Raw genomic sequence first — 25,051 nt, forward strand, 5'->3', positions numbered from 1 at the left:
ACCCAATCAACAAGAAGGACACGAAATACACGAAGGGGTTAACAGCTACCATCACAAGCCTAACTGTTTCAACAACTACGACCCCTTGATCATTGATCAGCTAGCGAAATTTCAGCGAACCTGCTCCTTGATCAACTGGTGCCTGAAAATAGTTGACCATTAAAGAACCTGGAACTTTAAGTGGGGAAGCGGCCTAGGCCGCTTTAGGCATAATTTTTTTAAGATCGCTGACCTTTAATTCTTTTTTGGCTAGCTCAGGGAGACTTTTCTAGAAATCCCATCGAACGCTGGCGCTGATATTACGCGGTTCACCGTAAGCTCCGTAGTTATATATACCTACACTTTCAAAATACTTCTTATCAAAGAGATTACTGATATTGAATGAGGTAACAAGGTTAGCGGACAACTGATAACGAACAAAAAAATCCGCAACGGTATAATTACCCTGGCGGGGAATCTCGCCGTTAGGGCCGGTTCCGCGCATTCTTGAAGGATAAATTTCACTTTGCCAGCGGACTCCGCCACCTAAGGTGAGGCCGGGGATATACTTTTCCAGACTGTAAGAGGTGGTGACTCTTAGCATATTTTCGGGAGCCTGACGGCTGACTTTTTCATCATCCTGGTTTCTTGCCACGCGATGTGTATAGCCCGCATAAAGTTGCAATTCGGTGGTAATCTGACCTGAAACCTCAGCCTCATAGCCTTTGGTTTCTACCCCGTCCTCCGCTTTGTAGCGCTGTTCCGGTTGGCCGTCAACAATGACTTCAATATCCGGAACTGCGACATTACTTTGCTTAACCCGAAATAAGGCAGTGGAGAAATTAAGGCGTTTATTAAAAAATTCACCTTTAAGGCCTATTTCGTAGTTTGTACCATGCACGGGATCAAGCAGGTTGTCGTCACGATCTTTCTGCGTTTGAATATTGTAAATATCAGTCAGGCTGACATAAGTTGAAAAGTGGTTATTAATGTCATAAACAATACCAACGTACGGACTGACAATGCCTGAGTCAGACTCGTCCACAGTGGTAACCGAGGAGTCCATAGTTTGCGGATAGAAGTCGTACTCTTTATGTGACCAGGAACTACTCCGGAACCCCACAATTAATGACACAGGGTCTGCCACGCTAAATTGTGCACCACCGTAAAATCCGCTTTGCTTAGTTTCCCACCCCCACAGTAAGTCTGATTCCGTGGCAAACTCTGGTTCAGGCACCGATGCCCAGTCGAAGAAGCTCCAAGGTTCAAGTGCCGACAGCGTGGACCGTCTGCTGCGATCATTTTCTTCCAGGTTGCTGTTCCAGCCCACAACCATTTGGTGCTCGCGGCCGAGTAATTCAAACGGCCCGCTTAGCCTGAAATCTAACGTGTACTGATTCCAATCCCCTGTTGTTGAACCGGGAAATGCGCCAAGACCTAAACCCGTATCCCGGTCGATATAACCTCTTACATACATTCTTTTGTCGTCGTAATGCCCGTCAATATAGCTGGCATACGCATCAAATTGCCAAAAGTTAGCGAAGCGATGTTCAAGAGATGCAAAAGTAATTTTGCGATTGCGATCCCGGTAGGTCCACTTGCTACCTGTATTGCTTGAGCGAGGAAGGTCAGTGCGCTGACCATCGGTATAATACATGGGTACAGGGTCGCCATAGCTCACGCCATCTGTATGGTGTTTTTGGTAATCAATTCCCACATTAACTTGTGTATAAGGGCTTACATCTGCTTCCAGAATACCGTACAGAATGGTTTTATCTCGTTCAACGCTATGCATGTACGAACCACTGTCTTGATACGCTGCTACCATACGACCACGCAAACTATTATTGAAACCAAGGCTGGAGGAAACATCGGCTTCGGCACGGGTTAGATCCCAGCGCCCGGTTTTTATGCTGATCGAGGAGCTCAATTCTTCGGTGGGCTTTTTGCGGATTAAGTTGATAGCCGCCGATGGGTTGCCCGCGCCCTGGAGTAAACCCGCCGCGCCGCGAATAATTTCTACACGCTCATAACCCGCCATATCAGACAAAAAGTCCCCTTCAACCCCGCCGTTGGCACCCCGCACATTGGCACCATCAAATTGTACGTTATCAATCGAGAAGCCTCTTGCGGTTGGAAAAACGCGATCTGTTTCGGCCTGATTAACCGTAATGCCCGTCGTGTATCGAAGCGCCTGGGCAATCTCAGTTAGCGCCAAATCTTCGATCTGCTGCTGGGTTATAACAGTTGCAGACTGAGGGGTTTGTCTAAGGGAGAGATTGAGACCGGTGGAGTAATCCATTGCATGTGTTGTATAGGATTTTCGAATTTCAATTCTCTCCACTTCGTCACTTTTATCTGTGTGCTGTTGAGCATAAGAACTAAGTGACATTGATGCTAAAGCCATCCCCCCGGCAAATACCATTCCTGAATGATGGGTAAGCTCTTTTATATCTCTCATATTCACACTGTATCCTTATCTGTGATCTTGGAAGGCTCGGCACATTAACGCTAATGACAATCATTATCAATTAAATATAGGCATTTTATAATCATTGGTTTTTAAACTACTTACGTTTGTCCAGGTTTTTCGCTGTGCAGCATAGGACTCTTAGTTGCGATCCATATCAGCAAAGTAAGACAGATTTCATCAACGACAAGAAACCACACAAAAAAACACCCAAAGTCCTTGCGCCAGATCAATAAACATTTATAATTTTCAGAAATTACTGAAACTTCAAAAACAAACATGAACCTGACACCTAATCTCACCAGTTTTGTGATGCATTTCGGCGAAATGGGCAGCCGCTGGGGCTTTAACCGCACCGTTGGGCAGATGTATGCCCTGCTGGTGATCAGTGCCGAGCCGCTGACCGCCAATGATATTGCCGAAACCCTGAATATCTCTCGCGGCAACGTCAGTATGGGCTTAAAAGAATTGCAGTCCTGGCAATTGGTACAAGTGTCGCACCAGCCGGGGGATAGAAAAGATTACTTCCGTGCCATTGGCAGTATCTGGGATATGGCCAAACGGGTGATGGAAGAGCGCCGCAAGCGCGAAATCGACCCGACTCTGTCGCTACTGCGTGATGTGTTATTGGATAAGCCGTCCAATAGCCAGGAGCAACATGCGCAGCAACGCTTGCAGGAGATCCACGATCTGCTTGAGTCTGTTACTAAATGGACCAACGAATTACAGCGTTTAAGCCCGGATAACCTTAATACCCTGCTAAAACTCAGTTCCGGCGTAGGTAAGGTGCTGGATATGAAAGACAAATTTATCGGCAAGGAAGAGCGTAAAGAAAGCCGCTAATTGCGGGCCGCTGTGCCGACTTCAAGTCCGGCCGGGTTGGCCGGACAGTTCAAACCCCAATCGGAGAACCCGGATGGAAGACGTACTGTTGCTGTCCCGGCTGCAATTTGCTGCCAATATCAGTTTCCACATTTTATTCCCTACTATCACTATCGCCCTGTGCTGGCTGCTGTGTTATTTCAAAATTCGCTTTGATTTGTCCCGCGATCCGGTCTGGATGCGCGCCTATCGTTTCTGGGTGAAGGTTTTCGCCCTAAGCTTTGCACTGGGGGTGGTGTCCGGTATCACCATGTCCTTCCAGTTCGGCACTAACTGGCCGGGGTATATGGAGAAGGTGGGCAATATCGCCGGGCCATTACTAGGTTACGAGGTACTGACGGCCTTTTTCCTGGAGGCCACCTTTCTTGGCGTCATGTTATTTGGCCAGGGCCGGGTGCCGAACTGGGTACATACCCTGGCTACCTGTATGGTGGCAGTAGGGACCTCTATCTCCGCATTCTGGATCCTGGCGCTGAATTCCTGGATGCAAACCCCGCAAGGCTTTGAAATGCGCGACGGCGTTGCCCATGTACTGGATTGGTGGGCGGTGATTTTTAACCCGTCTTTCCCTTACCGTTTAGCCCATATGTTGCTGGCCTCCGGCCTGACGGCCAGTTTCCTGATGGCCGGCTTGTCGGCCTATCGTATCCACCGGGGCGACACTAAACGCGCGCCGCGCCTGGCGCTGAAAACAGCGCTGGTTTTTGCCGCCATATTGATGCCGGTGCAAATACTGGTGGGGGATCTGCATGGGTTAAACACCTTTAAGCACCAGCCGCAAAAAGTGGCGGCCATGGAAGGGGTATGGGAAACCGAGCAAGGCGCCCCCCTGCTCTTATTTGCCATTCCGGATGAGGAGCAGCGTACTAACCATTTCGCCATTGGCATTCCCAATATGGCCAGCCTTATCCTGACCCATGAAATGGACGGCGAGATTCGTGGCCTGAACGAATTTATCGGCGAGCACCCACCGGTAAAACCAGTGTTCTACGGGTTTCGTATTATGGTGGGTATCGGCATGTTGATGCTGCTGGTCGCCTGGCTGGGCACTTACCAGCTCTGGCGCCACGGCAAGCTTTCTCCCTGGATGCTGAAAACCACCATGGCCATGACGTTTTCCGGCTGGCTGGCCACCCTGGCTGGCTGGTACGTGACAGAAATTGGCCGTCAGCCTTATCTGGTCAGCGGGGTGCTACGCACCGCCGATGCGGTGACAGATATTGCCTCCGGCAATGTGCTGCTGACCTTTATTCTGTATATCAGCCTGTATGCCTTTTTACTGGTGGCTTACATTCGCACTCTGATGCTAATGGCCCGCAAAGCGGTGGAAATTGAAGAGATTCAGCCTGAAGAACATCCCAACAATAAAGACAATGCCCCACTGGCCCAAGGAGCACACTGATGATTTTGGATGCACACCTGCCTTATATCTTTGTCGGCTTAATGGGACTGGCCATCCTGGTTTACGCTATTTTGGATGGTTACGATCTGGGTGTTGGCATACTGCTGCCCCTTAAGCATGAACAAAAGGCCGATCAGATGATCGCCTCTATCGGCCCGTTCTGGGACGCCAATGAAACCTGGCTGGTATTGGCCATTGGCCTGCTATTTATAGCCTTTCCCAGTGCCCATAGCCTGGTGTTAAAGGAGCTGTATTTACCGGCCACTTTTATGTTGTTTGGCCTGATACTGCGCGGGGTGGCCTTTGACTTTCGTGCCAAGGTAAAACAAACCCGCAAAGCCAACTGGGACAAAGCTTTTAAATTCGGTTCTCTGCTGGCGTCCTTTATGCAAGGCTACATGCTGGGCATGTATATCATGGGCTTTGAACACAGCCTGCAAGCCGAGGTGTTTGCCTTGCTAAGTGGCTTTGGCGTCACTGCCGCCTACTGCTTTATTGGTGCCTGCTGGCTGATAATGAAAACCGAGGGCGAATTACAGCAAAAGGCCATTCATTGGGCGCGCAAAACCGGCTGGATCTGTTTTGTTGGCGTGCTGGCGGTGTGCCTGGTTAATCCCTTGATCAACGCCGCAGTAATGGAGCGTTGGACCACCCTGCCCTTTGCCCTGTTTATCTGGCCTATCCCTTTTGTCAGCCTGTGTTTGTTTGTTATCTGTCATCAGGTGCTCAAACGTATGCCCCTCAAAGATGACGCTGGCTGCTGGGTGCCCTTTATGATCGCCCTGTTTATCTTTTTGTTTTGTTTTCAGGGACTGGCCGTTAGCTTTTTCCCGGATATAGTGCCCGGTCAGATGACCATTTTTGAGGCCGCCAGTGCGCCCAATTCACTGCGCTTTATCTTAGTGGGGGCATTAATTGTGGTGCCTTGTATTCTGGCTTATACAGCATGGTCGTATCGGGTGTTCTGGGGCAAGGTGCGCGAACTGCGTTATTACTGATGCGGGTAGCAATGCCGGAGAATTAAGTATGGACAAGCGCGTTTTAATCACAGGTGGCAGCGGCAGTGTCGGCTCAGCCGTTGTCTCAGAGCTACTGGCCCATCAGTATCCGCTGAGCGCACTTTGCCGAACGGCAAAAAGTGCGGCCACACTACCCGAAGGGGTTAGTGCGCTGATGGGCGACATCAATGCACCGGAAAACTGGATTGACGCAATTAGCGAGGTGGATGTGCTGGTTCACACCGCCTGTGGATTTGGCGATGATATGGGCGAGGTGGACCTGCGCTTAATGCAGGCGGTGGCAAACGCCGCCGTAAAACGCGCCACGCCCCTGCTGGTTATCTACACCACGGGTTGCTGGACCTTTGGCAGCCAAGCGGGGCAGATCAACGAGCAAAGTCAGCCCCAGTCGATTCCTGACTTTCAATGGATGCTGGATAACAGCAAGTGGTTGGCCACACAGCCGAATATAGGTGTGCGCAGGGTCAGCCCGGCCAATGTGGTGAGTGAGGCGCAGCAATTTGCCATGCCGATTTTGCATTGGGAGCTTGAACGTCACGGCCAGCCCGCTATTCCTGATATCGCCAATCTGAGCTGGCCTATTGTGGAACGGCGGGATTTAGCCAGCTTGTATCGCCTGGTGCTTGAACGGGGCCAAGATGGCGAGGAATATATTGGCTGCGCGACACAGATACCGGCAGTAACGCTTGCCGGGCAACTGGCAGACCAGGCCATAAAACCTGTACCAATCAGCGACTGGTTTGCCACCTATGGTACCTGGACCGAAGGCTACGGGTTGCAACAGCGGCTAAGTAGTGAAAAGGCTAAAACAGAACTCGGCTGGCAGCCCAGGTATTTACCTTACGGCAGATAGCCGTTCCTGTTCATCTATGAATCCACGGCATACGACCGCCATGGATGGTGGAAGTGCAGAAAATGCAGGAGCAGTTTTTCTGCCGACCGCCAAGGAACGTGGAAGTGCAGAAAATGCAGGAGCACCGTAGCGTATGAAACGCTATGGAACAGCTTTAGCTGGCCTGCAGCGCAGGTAAGCTATACGGAAGTAGCTTATAATTTATCTGCCCGTTCATCCTGAACATCGCCGTTCCTATTCATCCATGAATCCACGGAATACGACCACCATGGATGGTGGAAGTGCAGAAAATGCAGGAGCAATTTATCTGCCCGTTCATCCTGAACATAAAAAAAGACCGTACCAAAGTGGTACGGCCAAAACACCTTCAGGGAATGGCACTCTTAAGGGCGAATGCCGGCCCGTTTGGAGCTCGGTAAACCAGAGGAGTGGCCCCGGTTACCGAGTTACTAAATACATATCAAGATGCGGGCCAACTTTTATTTTTCATATTATTCAATAAGTTAGGAGTTTAACGATAAGAATACCGGGGAATGGTTGTTGCCAATTCCCGACACCCTTATTGTTTACTTATCAAACAACATGGCGACAGCCCTGTGTGCACTAGTGCTTAGGGGAAATCCAACACTGTTGTTTGCCCCGCAGACACCACCGCTTCCTTGGCCTGCATCAATACAAATCCGTCGTCCAGCCCTTCATCAGTCTCAGGCATATCCAGGTCTGCACGGCAGGTAAAGGCCAAGGTATAGTCGCCAGCCGCCACATAACCCACCTGGTAGCCGTAGGTTCCTGTTGCTTCATCGAAGCTAACCGTTGCCATGCTGTAAGGCGATACTTCATTGGCATCAGCCGGGTTGTCGGCATCATCACCTAAATTCGCAAACTCATGGTTTTGGCCTGGGTACAGGTAAACGGCATTACCCACCAGTGGGTCTATTTTGTTAGCGCAGGCGGGATCCTCAATCAGGCTTTGGGCAATGGTGCCTTCCAATACGCCGACTTCATTGTTTGCCACCAGACGCACGCCGCGCGGCTTCAGAAAAATCACTTGCTGGCCAACGGGATCAACCAGAGATTTACGCAAGTCAAACTCCAGGGTATAGGCAGCCTGTACATTGGGCAGGGCAGTAAAGCCATCCAGCTTAAGTTCGCCGCTGGGGACTTTTAACGGGAAGGTGCCGCCGTCCATTTCAATATAGGAGGCATCCGTTACTGATACTCTGAGTTGAGTGTAAGTGCCAAGGGGGATTTCCTCGGCAGTCACAATAGACTCAAAATCACTACCCTGAACCGTGAGCAGGTCTACACGTCTGGGGTTACCACTGGCATCCGCCACCGAAAAGCGCTGATTGCCTTCGCTACTAATTAACTCTACCTCATCAAAATACACCACCACGGCTTGCGCTTCGTCAACCGGGGCATCGGAAACCGCCAATGAGAAGGTGGTAGAGGTGGGGGCTGGCGGAGGAGGTGTTGGTGTATCATCGCTGCTGGAGCCGCCACAGGCACTTAACACCAAGGCGAGAGGAAAAACAGCTAATAAGGGTTTCATAGGGTGCTCCTATATATTGGTTACTACTCAACTGATGGCTAATCAAGAACCGAACCAATTATATATTCCCTATTAAAAACATATGGTTAATTGATGATACTTATGCACCCGCCCCCATAACCGTCTCAAATTTACGACAGTCATCTGGCCAGGTAATGAGTTTGCTACAGCCCCCCTGTAGCAGTCGGACTTGAAGGATGTCCCCAAAAAGAGACACCCTATTTAATGCTTAGTAATCAACTAATTAGGATATAGGAACAGAACAGATCGGTATGCACCGATCTGTTGAAATATCAGGCAGGCACCACTTCAAAGGTGAGAAACAGAGAAGCGCGCTCGTTATCAATCCCCTGTGTGTCAGAGGCACGATTAACCCCGGCTTCCAGTAAATACATTCCCGCATGCGCCAGAGATACTTCGATGAATCCCTTAGCATCGGTTTTCAGTTGGATATCCCCGCGCTCGTTGCGATAACGGGTGGCACCGCGCATTAAAGTCACTTCTGTGCCTTCAGCTACAGGTTTACCGTCCTGCAGCAACTGCCAACGAATAGTTTCACCGGTAAACAGGTCGTTAGGGTGCGTGCCGCTTCCCAACTCCAGGCCCTTACCCGTTGGCTGCAACGCAGTGGTCTGGTTGCGACTGACAAAGGTTTCCACTCTGGCCTGCATACGGGTGGTGGACAACTCTGTCGCCCCCGCGGGTATGTCTTTACTGTCTTTACCACCAAACACCCGGCCTCGCTCACCTTTGGCATCTTTATAAAAGGTAAACACAGTGGCCGGTTGCTCCAAACCGATACGGTATGTACCGGACTGCGCCAAGGTGACACCCGCAGTACTTTTACGCAGCACATCAAAATAAGCAATGGGTGCACTGCGGCTGCCATCCGGAGCCACGGCGATCAGTTGCGGTTTGGCACGTCCATTTCGACTTTTATCCTCGGAGCCACCATAACTACGGTCGGCATGGAAAATATCGTTAGAGATACTAAGGTCCAAGGCAATACCATGGGCTTCCTGGCCAGACAGGTTGGTATGGCTGGGCACCAACCAGCGGGCATGAGCCTGCGCCGCCTGACTACTTAACATCAGGCCAGCCAGGCCGGCCGCCTTTATCCACAGCGCGATAGGTTTTATACGCATTTGGCTATTCCTTCTTATTTAATGCTGATTTGAATAGGGCCAAGCTCAACTTTGGCCGGTAAGTTCATTTGTCCCTGCTGACCGAGCTTAAAGGCTACCCTGTGATAGTCTCTGCCGCCCTCTTCGCGTGAGGCCTCGATATTCAGCAGGTATTCACCGGCAGGTAACGGCTTACCCTGACTGTCAGTGCCGTCCCATTGCAACAGATGGTCACCAGGTCGACGTGTGGCGCCGGTTACCGCATCCACCTCGCTACCGGCATTACGTCCAATCTTGCGCCAATACTGACGAAGGTCTTTAAGCCACTTGTCGCCCTCTTCCAATTGCTTCCAAAGCGCGATAGTGGCAACCGCATTACGTTCACTATCCTCAACCCATACCGCAATGTAAGGACGATGGTAAGGCTGAACATCCAGCGCAGGCTGATTCAATGTAATTTCTAATTGCGCGGCGTGGGTCACCGCGCTGGCGAGCGTGGTGGCAAGCACCAAAGCAGACAATTTCATCCTTAAACTCCCATCAGTGTTGGTACAAACAGACAGTAAATCAGTACAGGGGTTGCCGTGCCCAGCGCGGCAGCAATCAGGCCGGAGCGGCGTTTAGTGCGGTTTTGCAGCAAGATCACCATACCGGTCAGGGCAAACAGCAACATCAGTCCAGCTGAGATATCGATAACCCAGGACCAGGCCTGGCCACTATGTCGCCCTTTGTGCAGGTCTCCCCATACCGACAGCCAATTCCCCTTGTGATATTCAAGCAACAATTCCTGGCCCTGCAGATCGACAGTAACCAGGGCATAGCCGGCGGGGAGCGCGTAGTCCAGTACCAGCTCCTGATCCTCACCAGACCAATCCACAGCGCGTGGTGCGCTCAGGTTATGTTGCTGTCGCAGGTATCCCCCCACTTGGGCAATAAGCTGCTCAGGAGACGAGGCCAGCCCCACCCAAGGCTCAGGAATAGCAACGGTCTGCTCCCCTGCCTCACCGGTATCATCCAGCCAACTGATATGATTGAGCACGACCCCACTGATACAGAAAAACACCAGCAGAGCAAAAAGTGCGGTGGACAGATAGATATGTAGCCAGCGGCTACTGCTGTAAAAGGAACGAAGCGCGCCTCGGGACATAGTAAAACTTCTCAACTAACACCCCCTCGAGGGTCACTGAGGCAACTTTACCATTTGCAATGATTTATGCAAACCATTCTTATTTGCAGTTGCATATGAGAAATGAAATTGCTCACCTTATAGCAGACCGGCTTTTTAGCTTGTGTAGATAAGGTTGCGCCAGTTTGTAACAGATAAGCACAACGCAGAAAGCGACAGTGGTTGTCAGATAATAACGTTCAAGGCCTGGCCAGAAACGGCTAAATTCAGCCTCACAGTTAGTTGATTGCCTGGTCTGCCGTTATGGCCAAGGGCTGCGGGTAGGAGAAACCGCAAATTAACCCGGCCTGCTAGCGTCTGTCGTAGTAGTCCAGAGCGGGATCATCCTCCATTTGTGGCGGCGTATCAGCGCGCGGATCCAGTTCCGCCAGTAGCGGGGTATTGGGCAGACTGGCAGAGAAGGCCACATGCTCTTGCAGCGGCACAGGGGCGCGAACCAGTCGCCGCCAAATCAAAAACACCAGACAAACCGCCGACATACAGGAAAAGTAAACAAAAATGCCATAGGGACCAATATGATGAATAAACAAGGGAGCCAGCAGTGGACCGCTCATGGCACCCACACTGTAACACAACAGCAAGCCCTGGTTGGCCGCCACCACCTGGGATGGGTTCAGTTCATCACAGGCCTGACTTAAACTGATAGGATAGACGGCAAATATAACCCCACCGAGCATCAAGGTCATAATGGCCGCCTGTGCGCTGTTTGCATTTGGATGCAGTAGCACAAATGCCAATCCCACCAGCAAGATAGCGCTGAACAAAAAGACCAATACCAGGCGCCGGTCAAAGCGATCTGACAACCTTCCCAGCGGATACTGCAGACACATTCCGCCCAAGATCAGATAGGCCATCATATCGGCGATATCCGCTATCTGCAGTCCAATCCTGGCATAGAAAAATGGCAGTAAACCGTAGGCCACGCTCAGAATCAGGCCAGAAATAAAGCAACTGAATACGGCGGTGGGTGTCAGCGTCATCAGACTCCAAAGGGGCAGTTTTTCGTGACGCTCAAGATGCTGCACATTGACCTTGGAAAGTACCAGGGGTAGCACCGACAAGGAGCAAGCCAACGCCGCTACCACAAAGGGCAGCAAGGCCATAATATCCAGCTGTTTTAAGGCCATTTGTCCCAGGATCATCGCGGCATAAAACAGCACCATATAAAGTGCCATGATACGCCCGCGATGTGCCACTGGACTGCTGACTATAATCCAGGATTCAATCACCACCAGCAGACCACCGGTGGCAAAACCGCCAAGCAAGCGAAGCAACAACCAGGACTCTGGAGCCACAAAGATCCCAAACAGCAACGCCAGACTGCACAATATCGAGGCATAGGCCGCATAAGCGCGAATATGCCCTACCCGCAGAATAACCTTACTGTTGATAAAAGACCCCAGCATCAAACCAGCAAAGTATGCCGTGGAAATCATACCAATCAGAGTGGGCGAGACATCTTCCGCCGTCATTCTCAAGGTCAGCAAAGTTGTCAGCAAGCCATGGCCGACGGAATACACCAATAAACTCAGCAAGGGCGAAGCAAGTGCAGTGAGAGTGGCTCTGGGCATGGCTAAGTCTGGTTACCATGAGATAAAGCTATGGCTATTGGATAGCAACAATTAGCCAGAAATGACAATGAAATTTTGCCTACAAGGTGATTTACTTAAAAAAATCCCCGCCAGGCGGGGATAATAAGTGCACAGAGAACAACGTATTGATACGTCTAGAATAGATAGTTAGCTGATACCCAGAAGCTGCGCGCCTTTTCAGTGGTGTTATAGTCAGATGCGCATTCATAGCCCAGCTCATCTGCCGACAATAAACAACTGCGAGTAGAAAGGTTTTCGTCTAACAGGTTGTTGATGCGACCATGAATGGCCAGATTATCATTAACCTGATAGCGGGCCGCCAGATGCAATAATTCATAGGATTTGTAATACAGCTCCACCGTTTGCGGCCCCTGTGGCCCCTGCACATCGGCGGTACCGCGGAAACGTTTACTGCGCACTTCCCCAACCAGCGACACATTCAAATCATCCAGTACCTGCCAGTTCAACGTAGCATTGAGCATATTCTTAGGCGTGCTGACCAGCGGTAGCCCGGCATCGCGGCCGCTTTTTACTTCGCTGTCGGTGTAGGTGTAATTAGCATTCAGACTCAGGCTGTCGGTGAACCGTACCTTGCTCGCCAGTTCCACACCGCGGGTTTCCGCTTTATCCACGTTGTCCGCCTGTCTAAAGCTGCTATAGCCAAGATCAGCCCAGCCGGGACCAATCTCAACACAAGCCTGCCCGCTTGCCGCCACTTCACAGTTGGGCAAGTTATCCTGATTAATAATCTTGTCTTTAAAGTCGTTGTAGAACAGGGTGATATTACCGCTTATCCATTCATTACCATGGAAATACGCAGCCACTTCATAGTTTACACTGGTTTCAGGCTGCAGATCCGGTGTACCAACAAAGGGATGCACCCCCTGCCCACCAAAGCCGACAATACCGGGGAACAACTGATTTGGCTTGGGGGTTTTATACCCTGTGCTGATTCCGCCTTTGATGGTCCAATCTTCATTAGCACTGAAGTTCAGATAAGCACGGGGGCTGAACTGTCCACCGAAAATATTGTGGTCATCGTAGCGCCCACCGAATACCGCGGTGAACGAGTCATTCAGATCCCAACTGTCCTCGGCAAATACTGCCCACTGCCGGTGTTTCTGGCTGGTACCGTCACGAAATCCGTCGCCGTACATACCAAACACACCGTCTTCCATTTCCGCATTGAAGTATTGGCCACCAACAACAAAGTAATGGTTCTGCCATTGGGATTCGAACTTGGTGTCCAGAATCAGGTTATCAATTTTCAGATTACGGATTGGCCGGGGTAAAAACTGTTGTTCCAATTGACTGTATAAGCTGTCGGTCAGTACCGGACTATTGGTGTCCTGCTCAATAACAGCCTGATCCCAGATAGCTTGCAGATCACTACGCTCCTGCACCGTTAGCGGTAATGAGCGACCAAAGTTTTCGCTGCGGCTGTGGGTGATACTGCTGGTCAGTGTGCCCAGCTCCCAATGACCAATATGGGACAACACAAATTGCTCGCGCTCCACCCGCTGATAAGGGGTATAACCTACCCTTGGCTGAATCACACCGCCACGGCTGCGCCATAAGCTGACAGGACTGTCCAGCGTGCCCGTTTGCCCTTCCGTGTTGTCATAGCGCTGTTTGGCAATATCATAGTCAAACGCCAACTCCTGGGTGTCACCCAAGGCATAGTTCAGGCTAAACCCGGCATTCCAGTTTTTAGCCGCAACAATTTTCTTATCGCCAAAACTGCCTTCGTCTGTCCAGGTACCACCACCGGGAAGCGGTAAACTATCGGCATAGGTGGGTTCACTCTGCTCCCGGTCATAAATGCTGGCACGCAGCGCATAAACCAGATTATCGATACCACTGGGACCGGTCAGATAAAAGTCAGCCTTTTGATCGTCACCATACTGGTCATCCTGCTGAAAGGTTGAACCCAGAGTCAAACTGCCTACCGTTTCGTCCATCTGCTTACGGGTGATAATATTAATCACACCACCAATGGCATCCGCACCGTACAAGGTGGACATGGGCCCACGCACCACTTCAATACGTTCAATGGCTTCCAGCGGTGGCATATACATAAACTGGCTATTGCCGAAGTTATTCGGGCCTATATCACCAATGTCTGACTGTCGACGGCCGTTGATCAGTACCAAGGTGTAATCAGACGGCAAGCCGCGCATAGTAATACTGATGTTGCCGTTTTTGTCCTGGCCGCTACCCACATCAATGCCTTCAATGTCACGTAACGCATCCGCCAGACTGGTAAAAGGTTTACTCTGCAATTCAATACGATTCACCACCGATACGCTAGCCGGCGCATCCACCAGCTTTTGCTCAAAGCCCGACGCGGTTACCACTATGGTTTCTACATCATTAGAGGACGCCGAATCGGCAATAACAGGAAAAGATAAGCCTAAAGCGACGGCAGCAGACAACGCATGCAGAGAAAACTGTGACATGAAACACTCCATACAGAAAAATACCGGGCGGTAAATTTCACACACCGCCAACAATGAAAATGATAACGACTCGCATTAATGTTGGCAATTACTAATTTCAAGTCATGCTGCGACACCTTGCTGACTACATAAGGCATATGACGCTTAAAACTTAAGCAAATCATCTTAAAATAGTTGTTGGAACGTTCCATTGTGTGTTATTGATACACAAGTCGTTAACAACACTCCACCTTGCTGTCCCTGTTGCCTACATTTGGGCAATATCAGGAAAATAGCAGGTGTTGGTGGAGCCTCTTGTTGGTCCAGCAGAGCAAAGGGCCAAAAGCGACATAGATATGGAACTTCATTACACAATAAAAAATGGAACGTTCCATGAAACAAGCAAGACACAGAGGAACAACATCATGACAAAGAATTTCAGACTTTCTGCGCTGTCCATAGCGTTCACGACACTGGCTACCTCACTGCCAGTGACATATGCTCAGGCTCAGGAACAGCAAGCCAGTGAGGATGCCGAGAAGATTCTGGTCACCGGCTCGCGTATTCCCCGCGCTAATTTGAGCAAGCCAGGCGCTGTTACCATGATCAGCCGTCAGGATCTGGAAAATACCGGTTACAGCAACGTCGGCGACCTGCTGCAAAGCCTGACAGTATCTGCCAGCGCCCCCAACCCCAGCGACAACGGCAACACCTCTGGGGTGACCAACTTTGACCTGCGCGGCCTGGGCTCTCAACGTACCTTGGTGTTGTTAAATGGTCGTCGCCTGCCCAATGGCGGCAACGGTGCAGACGCCGCTGTTGACTTAAGTGCTATCCCCACCGCAATTATTGATCGTGTAGAAATCCTGCTGGATGGGGCCTCTTCCGTCTATGGCTCAGATGCTATCGCTGGTGTAGTGAACATTATTACCCGCCAGGCTGATGATTTGTTTGAAGTCACCGCTGAAGTTGGTCAGTCCCATGAAGGAGATGCCGATACCCTGTCACTGGAATTAGTAACAGGTATCGTGGGCGACAAGGGCCGCTTTATGGTCAGCGCCAGTTATGATGAAAAGCAGGAAGTCTATGCTGGCGCCCGTGATTTCAGCCGTTATGACTGGACTTTAAATGCCGACGGCAGCCTGGGGCAAGGTGGTAGTTCAGCCATGCCTTGGAGCAACCTGAAAGTCAAAGATGCCGACGGAAATGATATCTATGTCACTCGCGGCCCGGAATTTGGTGAGTGGCGTCCTTCTGTGTTGGATAAATCGCTTCCCAACAACGATCTCTATAACTATCAGGAGCCCACCCTGCTGCAAACGCCTTTTGAACGTTACAGCATGAGTGCCTTTGGTGAATATGACCTGGGTGATACCGCTTTCTCCGATGCGGTAACCTTTAACTTCGAAGCCCTTTATTCACACCGTAAGTCCACCACCAACGGCGCACCTCAGCCGCTGGTACCGGTATGGGGTGGCTATCTGGACTTCACCTATTCTCCCGACAACTACTACAACAAAATGTACGGTCCCAAGGATGAAAACGGCAATCCTTTCGCCATCAATGACTGGAGCCGCCGCATGGTGGAAACCAACGGCCGCATCAATAGCGTAGAGAATAGTCAGTACCGTATTGCCATGGCCCTGTCCGGCGAATTCAATGCCTTCTGGAACTGGGAACTGGCCTATAACTACGGTCGCAATGATAACAAACGTCTGAAAACCGGTATCTTCAACTGGCCAGCAGCAAAAAATGCCGTAGGCCCAACACACTTTGATGACCAGGGTGTATTGCGCTGTGGTGCCACGGCGGCTGACCTAATCGAAGGCTGTGTACCGCTGAACATCTTCGGCCAGCCAGGTACTGACTCTGAGATCACCCCAGAGATGCTGGATTACCTGTCCGGTGACTGGCCTGGTATTCAGCATGGCTTTAACGAAGTTAAGGTCATGAGTGCCAACATTGCCGGCATTGCTTACGAGCTGCCTGCTGGTGAATTGGGACTGTCGTTCGGCTTGGAAAGACAGGAAATCGAAGCCCTGAACCAAACAGATGCGGTGTCTATCAATATTCTGGTTACCGATGGCTTGGGTCGTCCTACCGGTGGTGGCTACACAGTAAACGAAGCCTACCTGGAAGCCGTGGTGCCACTACTGGCTGATGCGCCATTAGCTGAATCACTGGAACTGAACCTCGCCACTCGTTACTCAGACTATGACACCTTCGGCTCTACCACCAATTCTAAGGTTGGCTTGTTCTGGTCTTTGAATGATCAATTCAGTATCCGTGGTACCTGGTCTGAAGCCTTCCGCGCTCCTAACGTGGTTGAGCTGTTTAAAGGTCAGCTACCAGCGTTTGAAAATGGCGATGACCCTTGCGCCATTGCCAACCCCAACCAGAACTGTATCAGCACCGGCGTGCCTGCAGACGGTTCTTACACTGAAACCATTGGCCAGATTCGTACCAATGTAGGTGGTAACCCAGATCTTCAACCGGAAACAGCCAAGATCAAAACCCTGGGCATTATCTACCAGCCAAGCTGGCTGGACAGAGCGTCCATGACCTTCGACTTCTACGATATTCAACTGGATAATGCGGTCGGTACCATAAGCGCGGTGACCAAGCTGCGTGAATGTATGGATAACGGTCTGTACTGTGATTCCGTGCACCGTGTAGAGAGCGGCGAATTTGCCGGCGTGATTACCGGTGTAGACGTATACAGCGAAAACCTGGGTGGTATTAACCGCCGTGGTATGGACGCAGAATTTGCCTATGATATCGGCAGCACTGCTATTGGTGACTTTAAGACACAGCTAAACTGGTCTTATGTGGACCTGCACGAAATCATTGAGCCTGGTGTTCCTACCCGCGACAAGGCCGGCCAACGTATGAACGGTCAGCATGCTATTCCAGAACATCGTATCAACGGTACCCTGAACTGGGTCATGGACGATATCAGCGCCACCTGGAATATCTACTACACCGATTCCATGCTGGAAGTACCACAATCCCAAGGCGGTACGCTGGATGGTTTCACTCACAAAATTGGCAGCTCTGTGATGCACAACGCGCAGGTGACCTATCACCTGGATACGTATAACTCACAACTGAGCTTTGGTATTACCAATATCTTTGATGAAGAGCCGCCATTTGCTACCGGCAACGGTAACAACGCCGATCCTATTCACTCTTCCTTCTTTATGGGACGTGAATACTATCTGCGCTTAAAAGTGTCTCTGTAACACCGCAAAGGCCACCATCAGGTGGCCTTTTTTATGGGTATCTACAGCCCCGCAACTGAGATTGGTATTGATAGCTTGGAAGAGCAGCCAGCGCTTACTGCCGCCTGAGGTAACAACGCCGCCCTTTCACAGGGCCTTCTTTATGGAAGTGGAATATGAATACTATCTGGGCGCAGCAGTGTCTGCTGTTATCCGCAAAGCCGCCCATCGGGCGGCTTTTTTCATTAGCAAGCCGTGCGCATATGTTGCAGCAACTCAGGCATTTGTGCCGCCTCTAAAGGCACCGACCAGTGATAGCCCTGCCCTTTGTCGCAGCCCAGCCGGGTAAGAAAATCAGCAGTGGGTTTATCTTCGATACCTTCGGCAATGGTGGTTAACCCCAGACTGCGGGACATAGTCACAATCGCGGTCACAATGGCCTGATTCTCGACGCTGTCCAGCAGGTTAGTCACAAAGGAGCGGTCAATCTTAAGCTGGGCTACACGGAATTTTTTCAGGTAAGCCAGGTTAGAATAGCCGGTACCAAAATCGTCAATGGCCAGATTCACTCCCAGCCCCTGAACAGCTGATAAGCATTGCTGTAATTCGGTTTTGGCTTCCAGGAAGGTCGACTCCGTTAATTCCAACAACAAAAAGCGCCCTTCCAGACCATATTTATCCAGCAGCTCCTCAAGGGTTCTGGCGAAGCGGCCGCTCAGCAACTGCATAGGTGACACATTGACCGCAACAGACAGTTCAGGCAAACCGGCCTTATGCCACTCTACACACTGACGAATGGCATTTTCCAGGACCCAATCCCCCAGCGCACCAATCTGTCCGCAGCGTTCGGCCAGCGGAATAAAGACCTCTGGGCTGATACGACCTATTTGCGGATGTTCCCAGCGTAACAATGCTTCCACTGACTCAATCTGGCCGCTATGCAGACAAACCTTAGGCTGATAATGAATTGACAACTGCTGCAGCTCGATGGCGTTGCGTAAACCGCGTTCCAGTCCAAGCTGCTGCGACAACTGCTCACTCATATCCGCCTGGAAGTATCGATACTGGTTGCGACCGCTTTCTTTGGCCTGATACATCGCCAGATCAGCTTGCTGACAAATATTGTCGAAATCGGAGCCATCCTGAGGCACCAAGGAAATGCCCATAGAACAGGTTAGGGTCAGCTCATGATCATCAATTTCCAGAGGTTTAGCACTGCACTGTAAAATGCGCATGGCCAGGGCATCGACCTGCTTACTATGCGTGAGGTTGGTGCTGATGATGACAAACTCGTCTCCGCCAAAGCGACACAGTTTGTCAGACTCGCGCAGGGTGGACTTTAACGTGGCGGCCACTTGCTGCAGGTAGCGATCACCTAGCCTGTGTCCCAGCGAATCATTGATGGATTTAAAGTTATCCAGGTCCAGAAAGGTCAGCGCCACCATGGTTTGATTCGACCTGGCGGCCAGCACGGCCTCTTCAAACATCTCGCGAGCTTTCAGGCGATTTGATAAGCCGGTGAGCGGGTCATGATGAATAAGCTGCGCCACTTGAATCTGCGAATCACGATAGCGAGCATTTTCCAGTTTTAGCTCATCCACTGTGGTGCGCAGTTGTGAAACCACCGCCCAGATACCGTAGGCCGTCATCGCCAGCAGCAGCAACATCAAAAAGGCACTGTGTAAATCCTGCTGCGGAATCTCATGCTGCCAGAGTCCCCAATGACCAGCAGCTCCCAGTAACAGCAAATTAACCGCGTTAATCACCAGGCTCCACAGCATCAGACGGATGCCACTTAACATGGCAGCAAAAAACATCACCGCCGGTAACAGCATCACCACTTCATCTCGCAGGCCAAAAAACACCCACATAAACAGCAAGGCACTGAAATTAACCAGGCCCAGAAATAGTGCGATCCCCAGCTCTATCCGACCGGCAGCGGCAATACGATAGCTGGCATACAAAAGCGCAGAGACCACTGGTACATAGCCGGTAACAAACCACTCGCCTACCCAGGTCCAGTGTATAAATACAACGGCCAGGCAAAGCTGGATCAGAAACAGCAATTCCCTAAGTCTTTTCAGCCTGAAGGTGTGAGTTGGCTGCATATTTTATTTTTATTTTCCATCTGCTCCCGCCACCAGCAATATTGCCGGTTCAACATACGCAGACTGTTGATTATGCAAACAATTTGAACGGATATATGTTCGTTTTACAAGCATTAAAAACGAAAAAAGGCCGCATTACGCGGCCAAACAAGGGAGAAAACGCATTTATGTCAGTTTTCCATGGCCTCAAATCCGTTAAGTAGAAGAGCGCCAAACAAATTTATTGCTTGCAGGGCGCACTAAAAACTCAGGAATTAGGCAAAGATTGTTGATACTCGGCCCACAAAATGTCGATAGGTTTACCGATAATTGACTGAATAGCCTTTTCAAAACTCCAGTCGTCCAGCGTCAAGGCAGACTGATTAAACTTATAGGCAAAATCAGGTTCATAGGTGGTTGCCAGATAGTTCAGGAAAAAACCGGTATTGGTATATCCACCCAACCAGCTGTCTGAACGTTTGGGTGAACGGGTTTTGTGGTAGCCCGCCTGAATGCGAACGAGGTCGGCCACCCCCTCAATATAGGCATGCACACCGGGATCACCACCGTAGCTACGGTTTAAGGGCATTAACTGATAGCCATGCACTAACTCATGCCACAACACGCCGAGCAGTTCATAGCGCACTTGTTCATCGGCCTGGTCTTTCAAACGTTCGGTGATGTACTTAGAACTAAAGGCTATCACCATCTTTTTGTCACTTCCGGCACGATAGGCCAAGGTGTCCATCCACTTTAGCTGAAACTCCACCTGCTCAAAGTCAGGCACTTCGGCAAAATGCTTATACAGCCTTTTGACCAATTGATGGGTAACAGCATTAATATCCGCTTCCAGGTCCGGCATCAGGCGCATTAAACGCTTAGCACCCTCAGAGCTTTGATCTTCAAAATTAATGGTCACTTGGGGCGGCTTAAAGCCTAACCAAGGCTTGGTGGAATCAAGCACCTTTACCGCAAATGGCCGTTCGGTAAAGTCGGAGCCATGGCGGTTTTGGGTTTGCAGATTAACCCCATACACACCAGGCTGGGTATAGCTAACCTGAATCTGCTCTCCACTGCCACGCTGCACACCACCCGGGGTATACCAGGTAAACGCGGTTGGCGCATTCTTACTGGTACTGGTGAGCGTTAGGACCTCGCCCGGCGCAATGATTTTTTGTGATTGAGTAAAGCCAGCCAATGGCAGCTTAGTGCTGGCATACAGGCCAATATCCGCCAGTTGCAGATATTCGTCCCCCCAGGGGGTTTTGCCGCCCTGTGTCATATCCAGGCGGTAAAAGCGAAAGGCCTGTTGATTGTCCAGCTCAAAGCGCGAGGTCTGGGTTCTGCCATCAAAACGATGTTGTTCAACCCGATGAAGTACCTGCCAGCTATCACCATCTTGTGATGCCAGCAACGACCAGCTAACCGGATCTCTGGCTGGGGCATCATTGGCCGACGTCAGGCTATATGCCCTGACCACCTCGGATTGCGGGCTTTCAAATTGCACCCAGGCGCTTTTCTGTTTGGACAAATACTTAGACAACAGAGAATCATCAAACAGTTCGCCTACCCCTTCCCCATCGATAAAAGTGGGGTATTGTCCCGTGATGTTTCCGCCTGACATGGTGATATCACGCAGCACATCAGGTGCTGTATTTACCGTGCTGCAGGCGCTGATCAGCAGCCAGGGTGTCAGCAGTACTAACGGCTTGATTGTCATTTTTCTCTCCCCTAAAGCTTTAGGCACTCAAAAATGGAAGGTTCCAATTTTTGAGTGCCAAAAAACGCGGTTAATCCAATGTATGCAGCACTTCAAAGCAGGCCAGTAAGGTGTGATAGTCGCACTTCGCCCCGGCTGCACTTTTCTCATTGGAATATTTGCTGTTGTCTTTGCGTAATACCCGGAACCAGGCACCGTATTGATGATCCACCATATGCTCATCGCTATATTGCCAGAGCAGGCGATATTGCTCGGCATACTTTTCCTGTCCGGTTAGCTTGTACAACATAGCCGCTGCAGCAAAGCTTTCGGCTTGCACCCAGAAGTACTTGTCGTCGTCGCACCACTGTCCTTGCGGGTCAAAACCATACACCAGCCCACCATGCTCAGCATCCCAGGCTTTAGCAAAGGCCTGGTCAAATAAGAAAGCGGCTTTTTCCAGCCATCTTGGCTCCGCCTGATGACGATAGAGTTGCAGCAACAGCTTGGCCCATTCGGTTTGGTGGCCGGGCTGGAATCCCCAGGGACGATACAGATTCTTCGGGTCGTCCTTATTGTAATTCCAGTCAATAGCAAACTCGGGAGTAAAGTGTTCCCATACCAAGCCATCGGTTAAGTCCGCTTGCCTAAAGGCAATATTCTCGGCAATCAGGCAAGCCCGTTCGAAGAACTTGCTTTCTCCCGTGGCTTCAAAAGCCGCAATCATCGCCTCACAGATATGCATATTGGCATTCTGACCACGATAACTGGACAACTCCCCTGCCACACTGATTTCATCGGCATATAAACCGTAATCAGGCTGGAAAAAGCGTTGTTCCAACAGGTCATAGGTTTGATGCAGCTTGTCGTTACTGTCAATTATACCGGCCTTACGCACCGCCGCATAAGCCAGTAATACAAAGGCATACCCATAGGCTTGCTGGGTCATATCCAGTGGCTGATGCTCACTTAAGGTCCAGGCATAGGTCTGACTTTGTGGCTGCCAATGAACCTGCTCCAAATAGGCCAGACCATGACGGGCAATATCCAGATAATCCGCTCGCTTCAACACCCCGGCAGCACTGGCATAGTTCACTATGATGCGGGTGCTGGATACCAGTTGACGAAAGCCCGGCGAGAAAACCCGACCATCATCCAGAAAATTCTGAAAGTAACCACCAGTTGGGTCGACCACGCGATCGGTATAGAAATCTAATATGGACAGACTATGGTCTGTCAAAAATTTACGACTCAGATAATCCATGTAAGACTCAGTTGAAAAAGATGTGCGATTCACTCAGGGCAAGTTCCCTTGCCATGTTCTGTACTTCGGCCAACTCAGGCAGGGCCGGAAATGCGCCAGGTCTGGTCACGGCCAGGGCGCCGCAACAGGCGGCAAACTGTATCAGACCAAGCAATTGAGACGGGGTATTAAGTAACTCGGAGGCCTTTGGCGCGCGACTCAGCACATACAACAGCCCGCCGATAAAACCATCGCCGCCTGCCGTTGTATCAGCCACCTTAACCTTAGGCGGCTGATAGTCACCAGTGCAGGTTTTAGAGCGATAGTGAATACTGCCTCCACCATCCGTTACCACCAGCAAGCAGCAGCGCCCCGCCATCAGCTTGTCCATATAGCCCTGCACGTTTCCGCCTGCCAGGTAAATCAGTTCTTCGGTGGAAAACTTAAGGATATCAGCCTCAGCCACCAGCTCATTAACCACCTCTCGTTTAACCTGGCCACCCGCCCATAGGTTGTGACGCAGATTAACATCAAAACTCACCAAGCAATTTGCGGCTCTGGCCATATCCAAAGCATGGCGTGTCACAGAGGCCATAGATAAGCTAGTCAGAGTGTTGGAACAAAAATGGAAAATAGATGCCCCTGCAAACCACCCTTCTTCTACCTGCTCGTACTCCAGCAACAAATCGGCGCTGTCCTGACGATAAAACGAAAAACGTCGGTCGCCATGCTCATCCAACTCCACAAAAGCCAGAGCGGTTTTAGCCACCGGATGGCGACTTAAATAACGGGTATTCACCCCATATGCCTGCAGCGCCTCGGCCAGAAAATCACCGAACATATCTTCGCCAACCTGACCGGCAAACCAAGCCTCACCGCCCAGCTTTGCCACTGCTACAGCAGCATTAGCCGGGGCGCCACCTGGGTACTGGCGAAACCCATTCAGGCTTAAACGGTCAGACTGCTGTTTATCGATATTGAGAAAATCGATCAGCGCTTCACCAAAACAAATCACCTTACTCATAGGGTTTCTGCCGTCTTCAGTTCATTACGACGGGCACCATACAAGGCATACCAACCGATATAAACATAGGCCAGGGCAGGCACAACAAAGCTCAATTGTACATTGGTGCTGTCTGCTACCAGACCTTGCAGTACCGGCAAAATAGCGCCACCCACAATGGCCATACACAGCAAGCCAGAGCCACGTGAAGTTAAGCGACCCAAGCCGCCGATGGCGAGCGAGAAGATGGTTGGGAACATAATGGAATTGAAAAAGCCCACCGCCAGTATGGACCACATGGCCATTTCACCGACGCTGTTAATAGACAGTACAATCAAACAGATAGCTAAGCTGGCATTACCGGCCAGCACATAAACCGGGGCGATGATGCGAGTCAAGGCGGCACCGATGAAGCGCCCAATCATGGCCGCGCCCCAGTAGTAAGACACCATGGTACCGGCTTCCTTGGCGCTCAGGCCACCAATATGGCTCTCAGCGAAATAGTTAACCAGAAAGCTGCCCACCGCCACTTCAGCGCCTACGTACAAAAAGATAGCCACAACGCCTAACATCAGGTGACGGTGCTGCCAGACCGAGGTTTTCTCACCTTCCCCACCGGATGGCGCTTGGGCCTGAATGTCAGGTAAATGCATGGCTTTAAAAATCAGCGCGGTGAATACCGCTGCCGCGGCCAGAATTAAATAAGGTAACTTTACCGCATCGGCGGTAATGGCTGCCCCGGCCGCGCCAAAAATAAGCACAGTACCAAACAGTGGCCCTAATGTATGACCCAAGGAGTTAATCGCCTGTGCCAGATTCAGGCGACTGGCGCTGGTTTTCTCCGGCCCTAAAATCGCCACATAAGGATTGGCAGATACCTGCAATAAGGTAATGCCCGATGCCAGCACAAACAGCGCCAGCAGGAATACGGCATAGACTTTTATTTCTGCCGCGGGATAAAACAGCGCGCAGCCCAATGCAATAGTGCAAAGACCGGTAATAATACCGCGGCGATAACCGATTTTTTCAATCAGCATGCCGGCAAAAGGTGACACGATAAAATAGGCACCGAAGAAGCAAAACTGCACCAACATGGCCTGGGTGTAATTAAGAGAAAACACCTCTTTAAGATGCGGGATCAGAATATCATTCAGAGCCGTGATAAAGCCCCAGATAAAAAACAAAGAGGTCATGACTGCAAAGGCAAAGTGCTGAGGCTTTTGCGAGCCGCCGCTGACCTGAGTTGGAATGGCGCCAGCCATAGTACTCTCCAAATTAACCAAAAATTAAGGGGCGGCGCA

17 protein-coding genes are annotated in these 25,051 nt (G+C 50.7%); 5 read left to right on the forward strand and 12 right to left on the reverse strand.

Annotation, left to right across the window (positions count from 1 at the left end):
• Positions 1-268 precede the first annotated feature (268 nt).
• Complete coding sequence (locus IEX02_RS01815; protein WP_188691722.1) at positions 269-2,440, reverse strand: TonB-dependent siderophore receptor; 2,172 nt, start codon at positions 2,438-2,440, stop codon at positions 269-271.
• A 288-nt stretch (positions 2,441-2,728) separates the two neighbouring features.
• Between IEX02_RS01815 and IEX02_RS01820 the strand changes: the two genes are divergently transcribed.
• The 4 genes from IEX02_RS01820 to IEX02_RS01835 all read left to right on the forward strand — a co-directional run bounded on the left by IEX02_RS01820 (position 2,729) and on the right by IEX02_RS01835 (position 6,605).
• On the forward strand, positions 2,729-3,292 hold the full coding sequence (locus IEX02_RS01820; RefSeq protein WP_188689454.1) for a GbsR/MarR family transcriptional regulator: 564 nt from the start codon (positions 2,729-2,731) through the stop codon (positions 3,290-3,292).
• A gap of 73 nt (positions 3,293-3,365) precedes the next feature.
• A complete protein-coding gene (locus IEX02_RS01825) occupies positions 3,366-4,733 on the forward strand; it encodes a cytochrome ubiquinol oxidase subunit I (protein ID WP_188689457.1) in 1,368 nt (455 codons plus the stop codon).
• Positions 4,733-5,731, forward strand: a complete 999-nt coding sequence (gene cydB / locus IEX02_RS01830; protein WP_188689459.1) for a cytochrome d ubiquinol oxidase subunit II — start codon at positions 4,733-4,735, stop codon at positions 5,729-5,731. Before IEX02_RS01825 ends, cydB begins: the two co-directional genes overlap by 1 nt.
• A 28-nt stretch (positions 5,732-5,759) precedes the next feature.
• On the forward strand, positions 5,760-6,605 hold the full coding sequence (locus tag IEX02_RS01835) for an NAD(P)H-binding protein (RefSeq protein WP_188689461.1): 846 nt from the start codon (positions 5,760-5,762) through the stop codon (positions 6,603-6,605).
• Between the two features lie 610 nt (positions 6,606-7,215).
• Here the strand turns inward: IEX02_RS01835 and IEX02_RS01840 are convergent.
• The 6 genes from IEX02_RS01840 to IEX02_RS01865 all read right to left on the reverse strand — a co-directional run bounded on the left by IEX02_RS01840 (position 7,216) and on the right by IEX02_RS01865 (position 14,518).
• Positions 7,216-8,157 carry a DUF4382 domain-containing protein gene (locus IEX02_RS01840; RefSeq protein ID WP_188689464.1) on the reverse strand — a complete coding sequence of 314 codons (942 nt, stop codon included), beginning with the start codon at positions 8,155-8,157 and terminating at the stop codon, positions 7,216-7,218.
• 293 nt (positions 8,158-8,450) lie between these two features.
• On the reverse strand, positions 8,451-9,302 hold the full coding sequence (locus tag IEX02_RS01845; RefSeq protein ID WP_229701987.1) for a DUF4198 domain-containing protein: 852 nt from the start codon (positions 9,300-9,302) through the stop codon (positions 8,451-8,453).
• Positions 9,303-9,316: 14 nt separating this feature from the next.
• A complete protein-coding gene (locus tag IEX02_RS01850; protein ID WP_188689467.1) occupies positions 9,317-9,808 on the reverse strand; it encodes a DUF2271 domain-containing protein in 492 nt (163 codons plus the stop codon).
• Between the two features lie 2 nt (positions 9,809-9,810).
• The gene (locus tag IEX02_RS01855; protein ID WP_188689470.1) at positions 9,811-10,428 is read right to left on the reverse strand and encodes a PepSY-associated TM helix domain-containing protein; all 618 of its coding nucleotides are present in this window, start codon (positions 10,426-10,428) and stop codon (positions 9,811-9,813) included.
• A 329-nt stretch (positions 10,429-10,757) separates the two neighbouring features.
• The gene (locus IEX02_RS01860) at positions 10,758-12,038 is read right to left on the reverse strand and encodes an MFS transporter (RefSeq protein ID WP_188689472.1); all 1,281 of its coding nucleotides are present in this window, start codon (positions 12,036-12,038) and stop codon (positions 10,758-10,760) included.
• A gap of 155 nt (positions 12,039-12,193) precedes the next feature.
• Entirely contained in the window at positions 12,194-14,518 is a 2,325-nt protein-coding gene (locus IEX02_RS01865; protein ID WP_188689474.1) for a TonB-dependent receptor domain-containing protein, read from the reverse strand.
• A gap of 404 nt (positions 14,519-14,922) precedes the next feature.
• Between IEX02_RS01865 and IEX02_RS01870 the strand changes: the two genes are divergently transcribed.
• The gene (locus tag IEX02_RS01870; RefSeq protein WP_188689476.1) at positions 14,923-17,739 is read left to right on the forward strand and encodes a TonB-dependent receptor plug domain-containing protein; all 2,817 of its coding nucleotides are present in this window, start codon (positions 14,923-14,925) and stop codon (positions 17,737-17,739) included.
• Positions 17,740-17,963: 224 nt separating this feature from the next.
• Here the strand turns inward: IEX02_RS01870 and IEX02_RS01875 are convergent, their stop codons facing one another.
• The 5 genes from IEX02_RS01875 to IEX02_RS01895 form a co-directional block, all read right to left on the reverse strand.
• Positions 17,964-19,826 (reverse strand): putative bifunctional diguanylate cyclase/phosphodiesterase, encoded by a 1,863-nt coding sequence (locus IEX02_RS01875; protein WP_188689478.1) that lies wholly within the window; start codon positions 19,824-19,826, stop codon positions 17,964-17,966.
• A gap of 247 nt (positions 19,827-20,073) precedes the next feature.
• Positions 20,074-21,525, reverse strand: a complete 1,452-nt coding sequence (locus IEX02_RS01880; RefSeq protein ID WP_188689480.1) for a basic secretory protein-like protein — start codon at positions 21,523-21,525, stop codon at positions 20,074-20,076.
• A gap of 70 nt (positions 21,526-21,595) precedes the next feature.
• The gene (locus IEX02_RS01885) at positions 21,596-22,768 is read right to left on the reverse strand and encodes an AGE family epimerase/isomerase (RefSeq protein ID WP_188689481.1); all 1,173 of its coding nucleotides are present in this window, start codon (positions 22,766-22,768) and stop codon (positions 21,596-21,598) included.
• A gap of 7 nt (positions 22,769-22,775) precedes the next feature.
• The gene (locus tag IEX02_RS01890; protein ID WP_188689483.1) at positions 22,776-23,771 is read right to left on the reverse strand and encodes a carbohydrate kinase family protein; all 996 of its coding nucleotides are present in this window, start codon (positions 23,769-23,771) and stop codon (positions 22,776-22,778) included.
• Positions 23,768-25,012 carry a sugar MFS transporter gene (locus tag IEX02_RS01895; RefSeq protein WP_188689485.1) on the reverse strand — a complete coding sequence of 415 codons (1,245 nt, stop codon included), beginning with the start codon at positions 25,010-25,012 and terminating at the stop codon, positions 23,768-23,770. Before IEX02_RS01895 ends, IEX02_RS01890 begins: the two co-directional genes overlap by 4 nt.
• Positions 25,013-25,051 lie beyond the last annotated feature (39 nt).

The sequence above is a fragment of the Bowmanella pacifica genome, from assembly GCF_014645355.1.
GTDB classification, from domain to species: Bacteria; Pseudomonadota; Gammaproteobacteria; order Enterobacterales; family Alteromonadaceae; genus Bowmanella; species Bowmanella pacifica.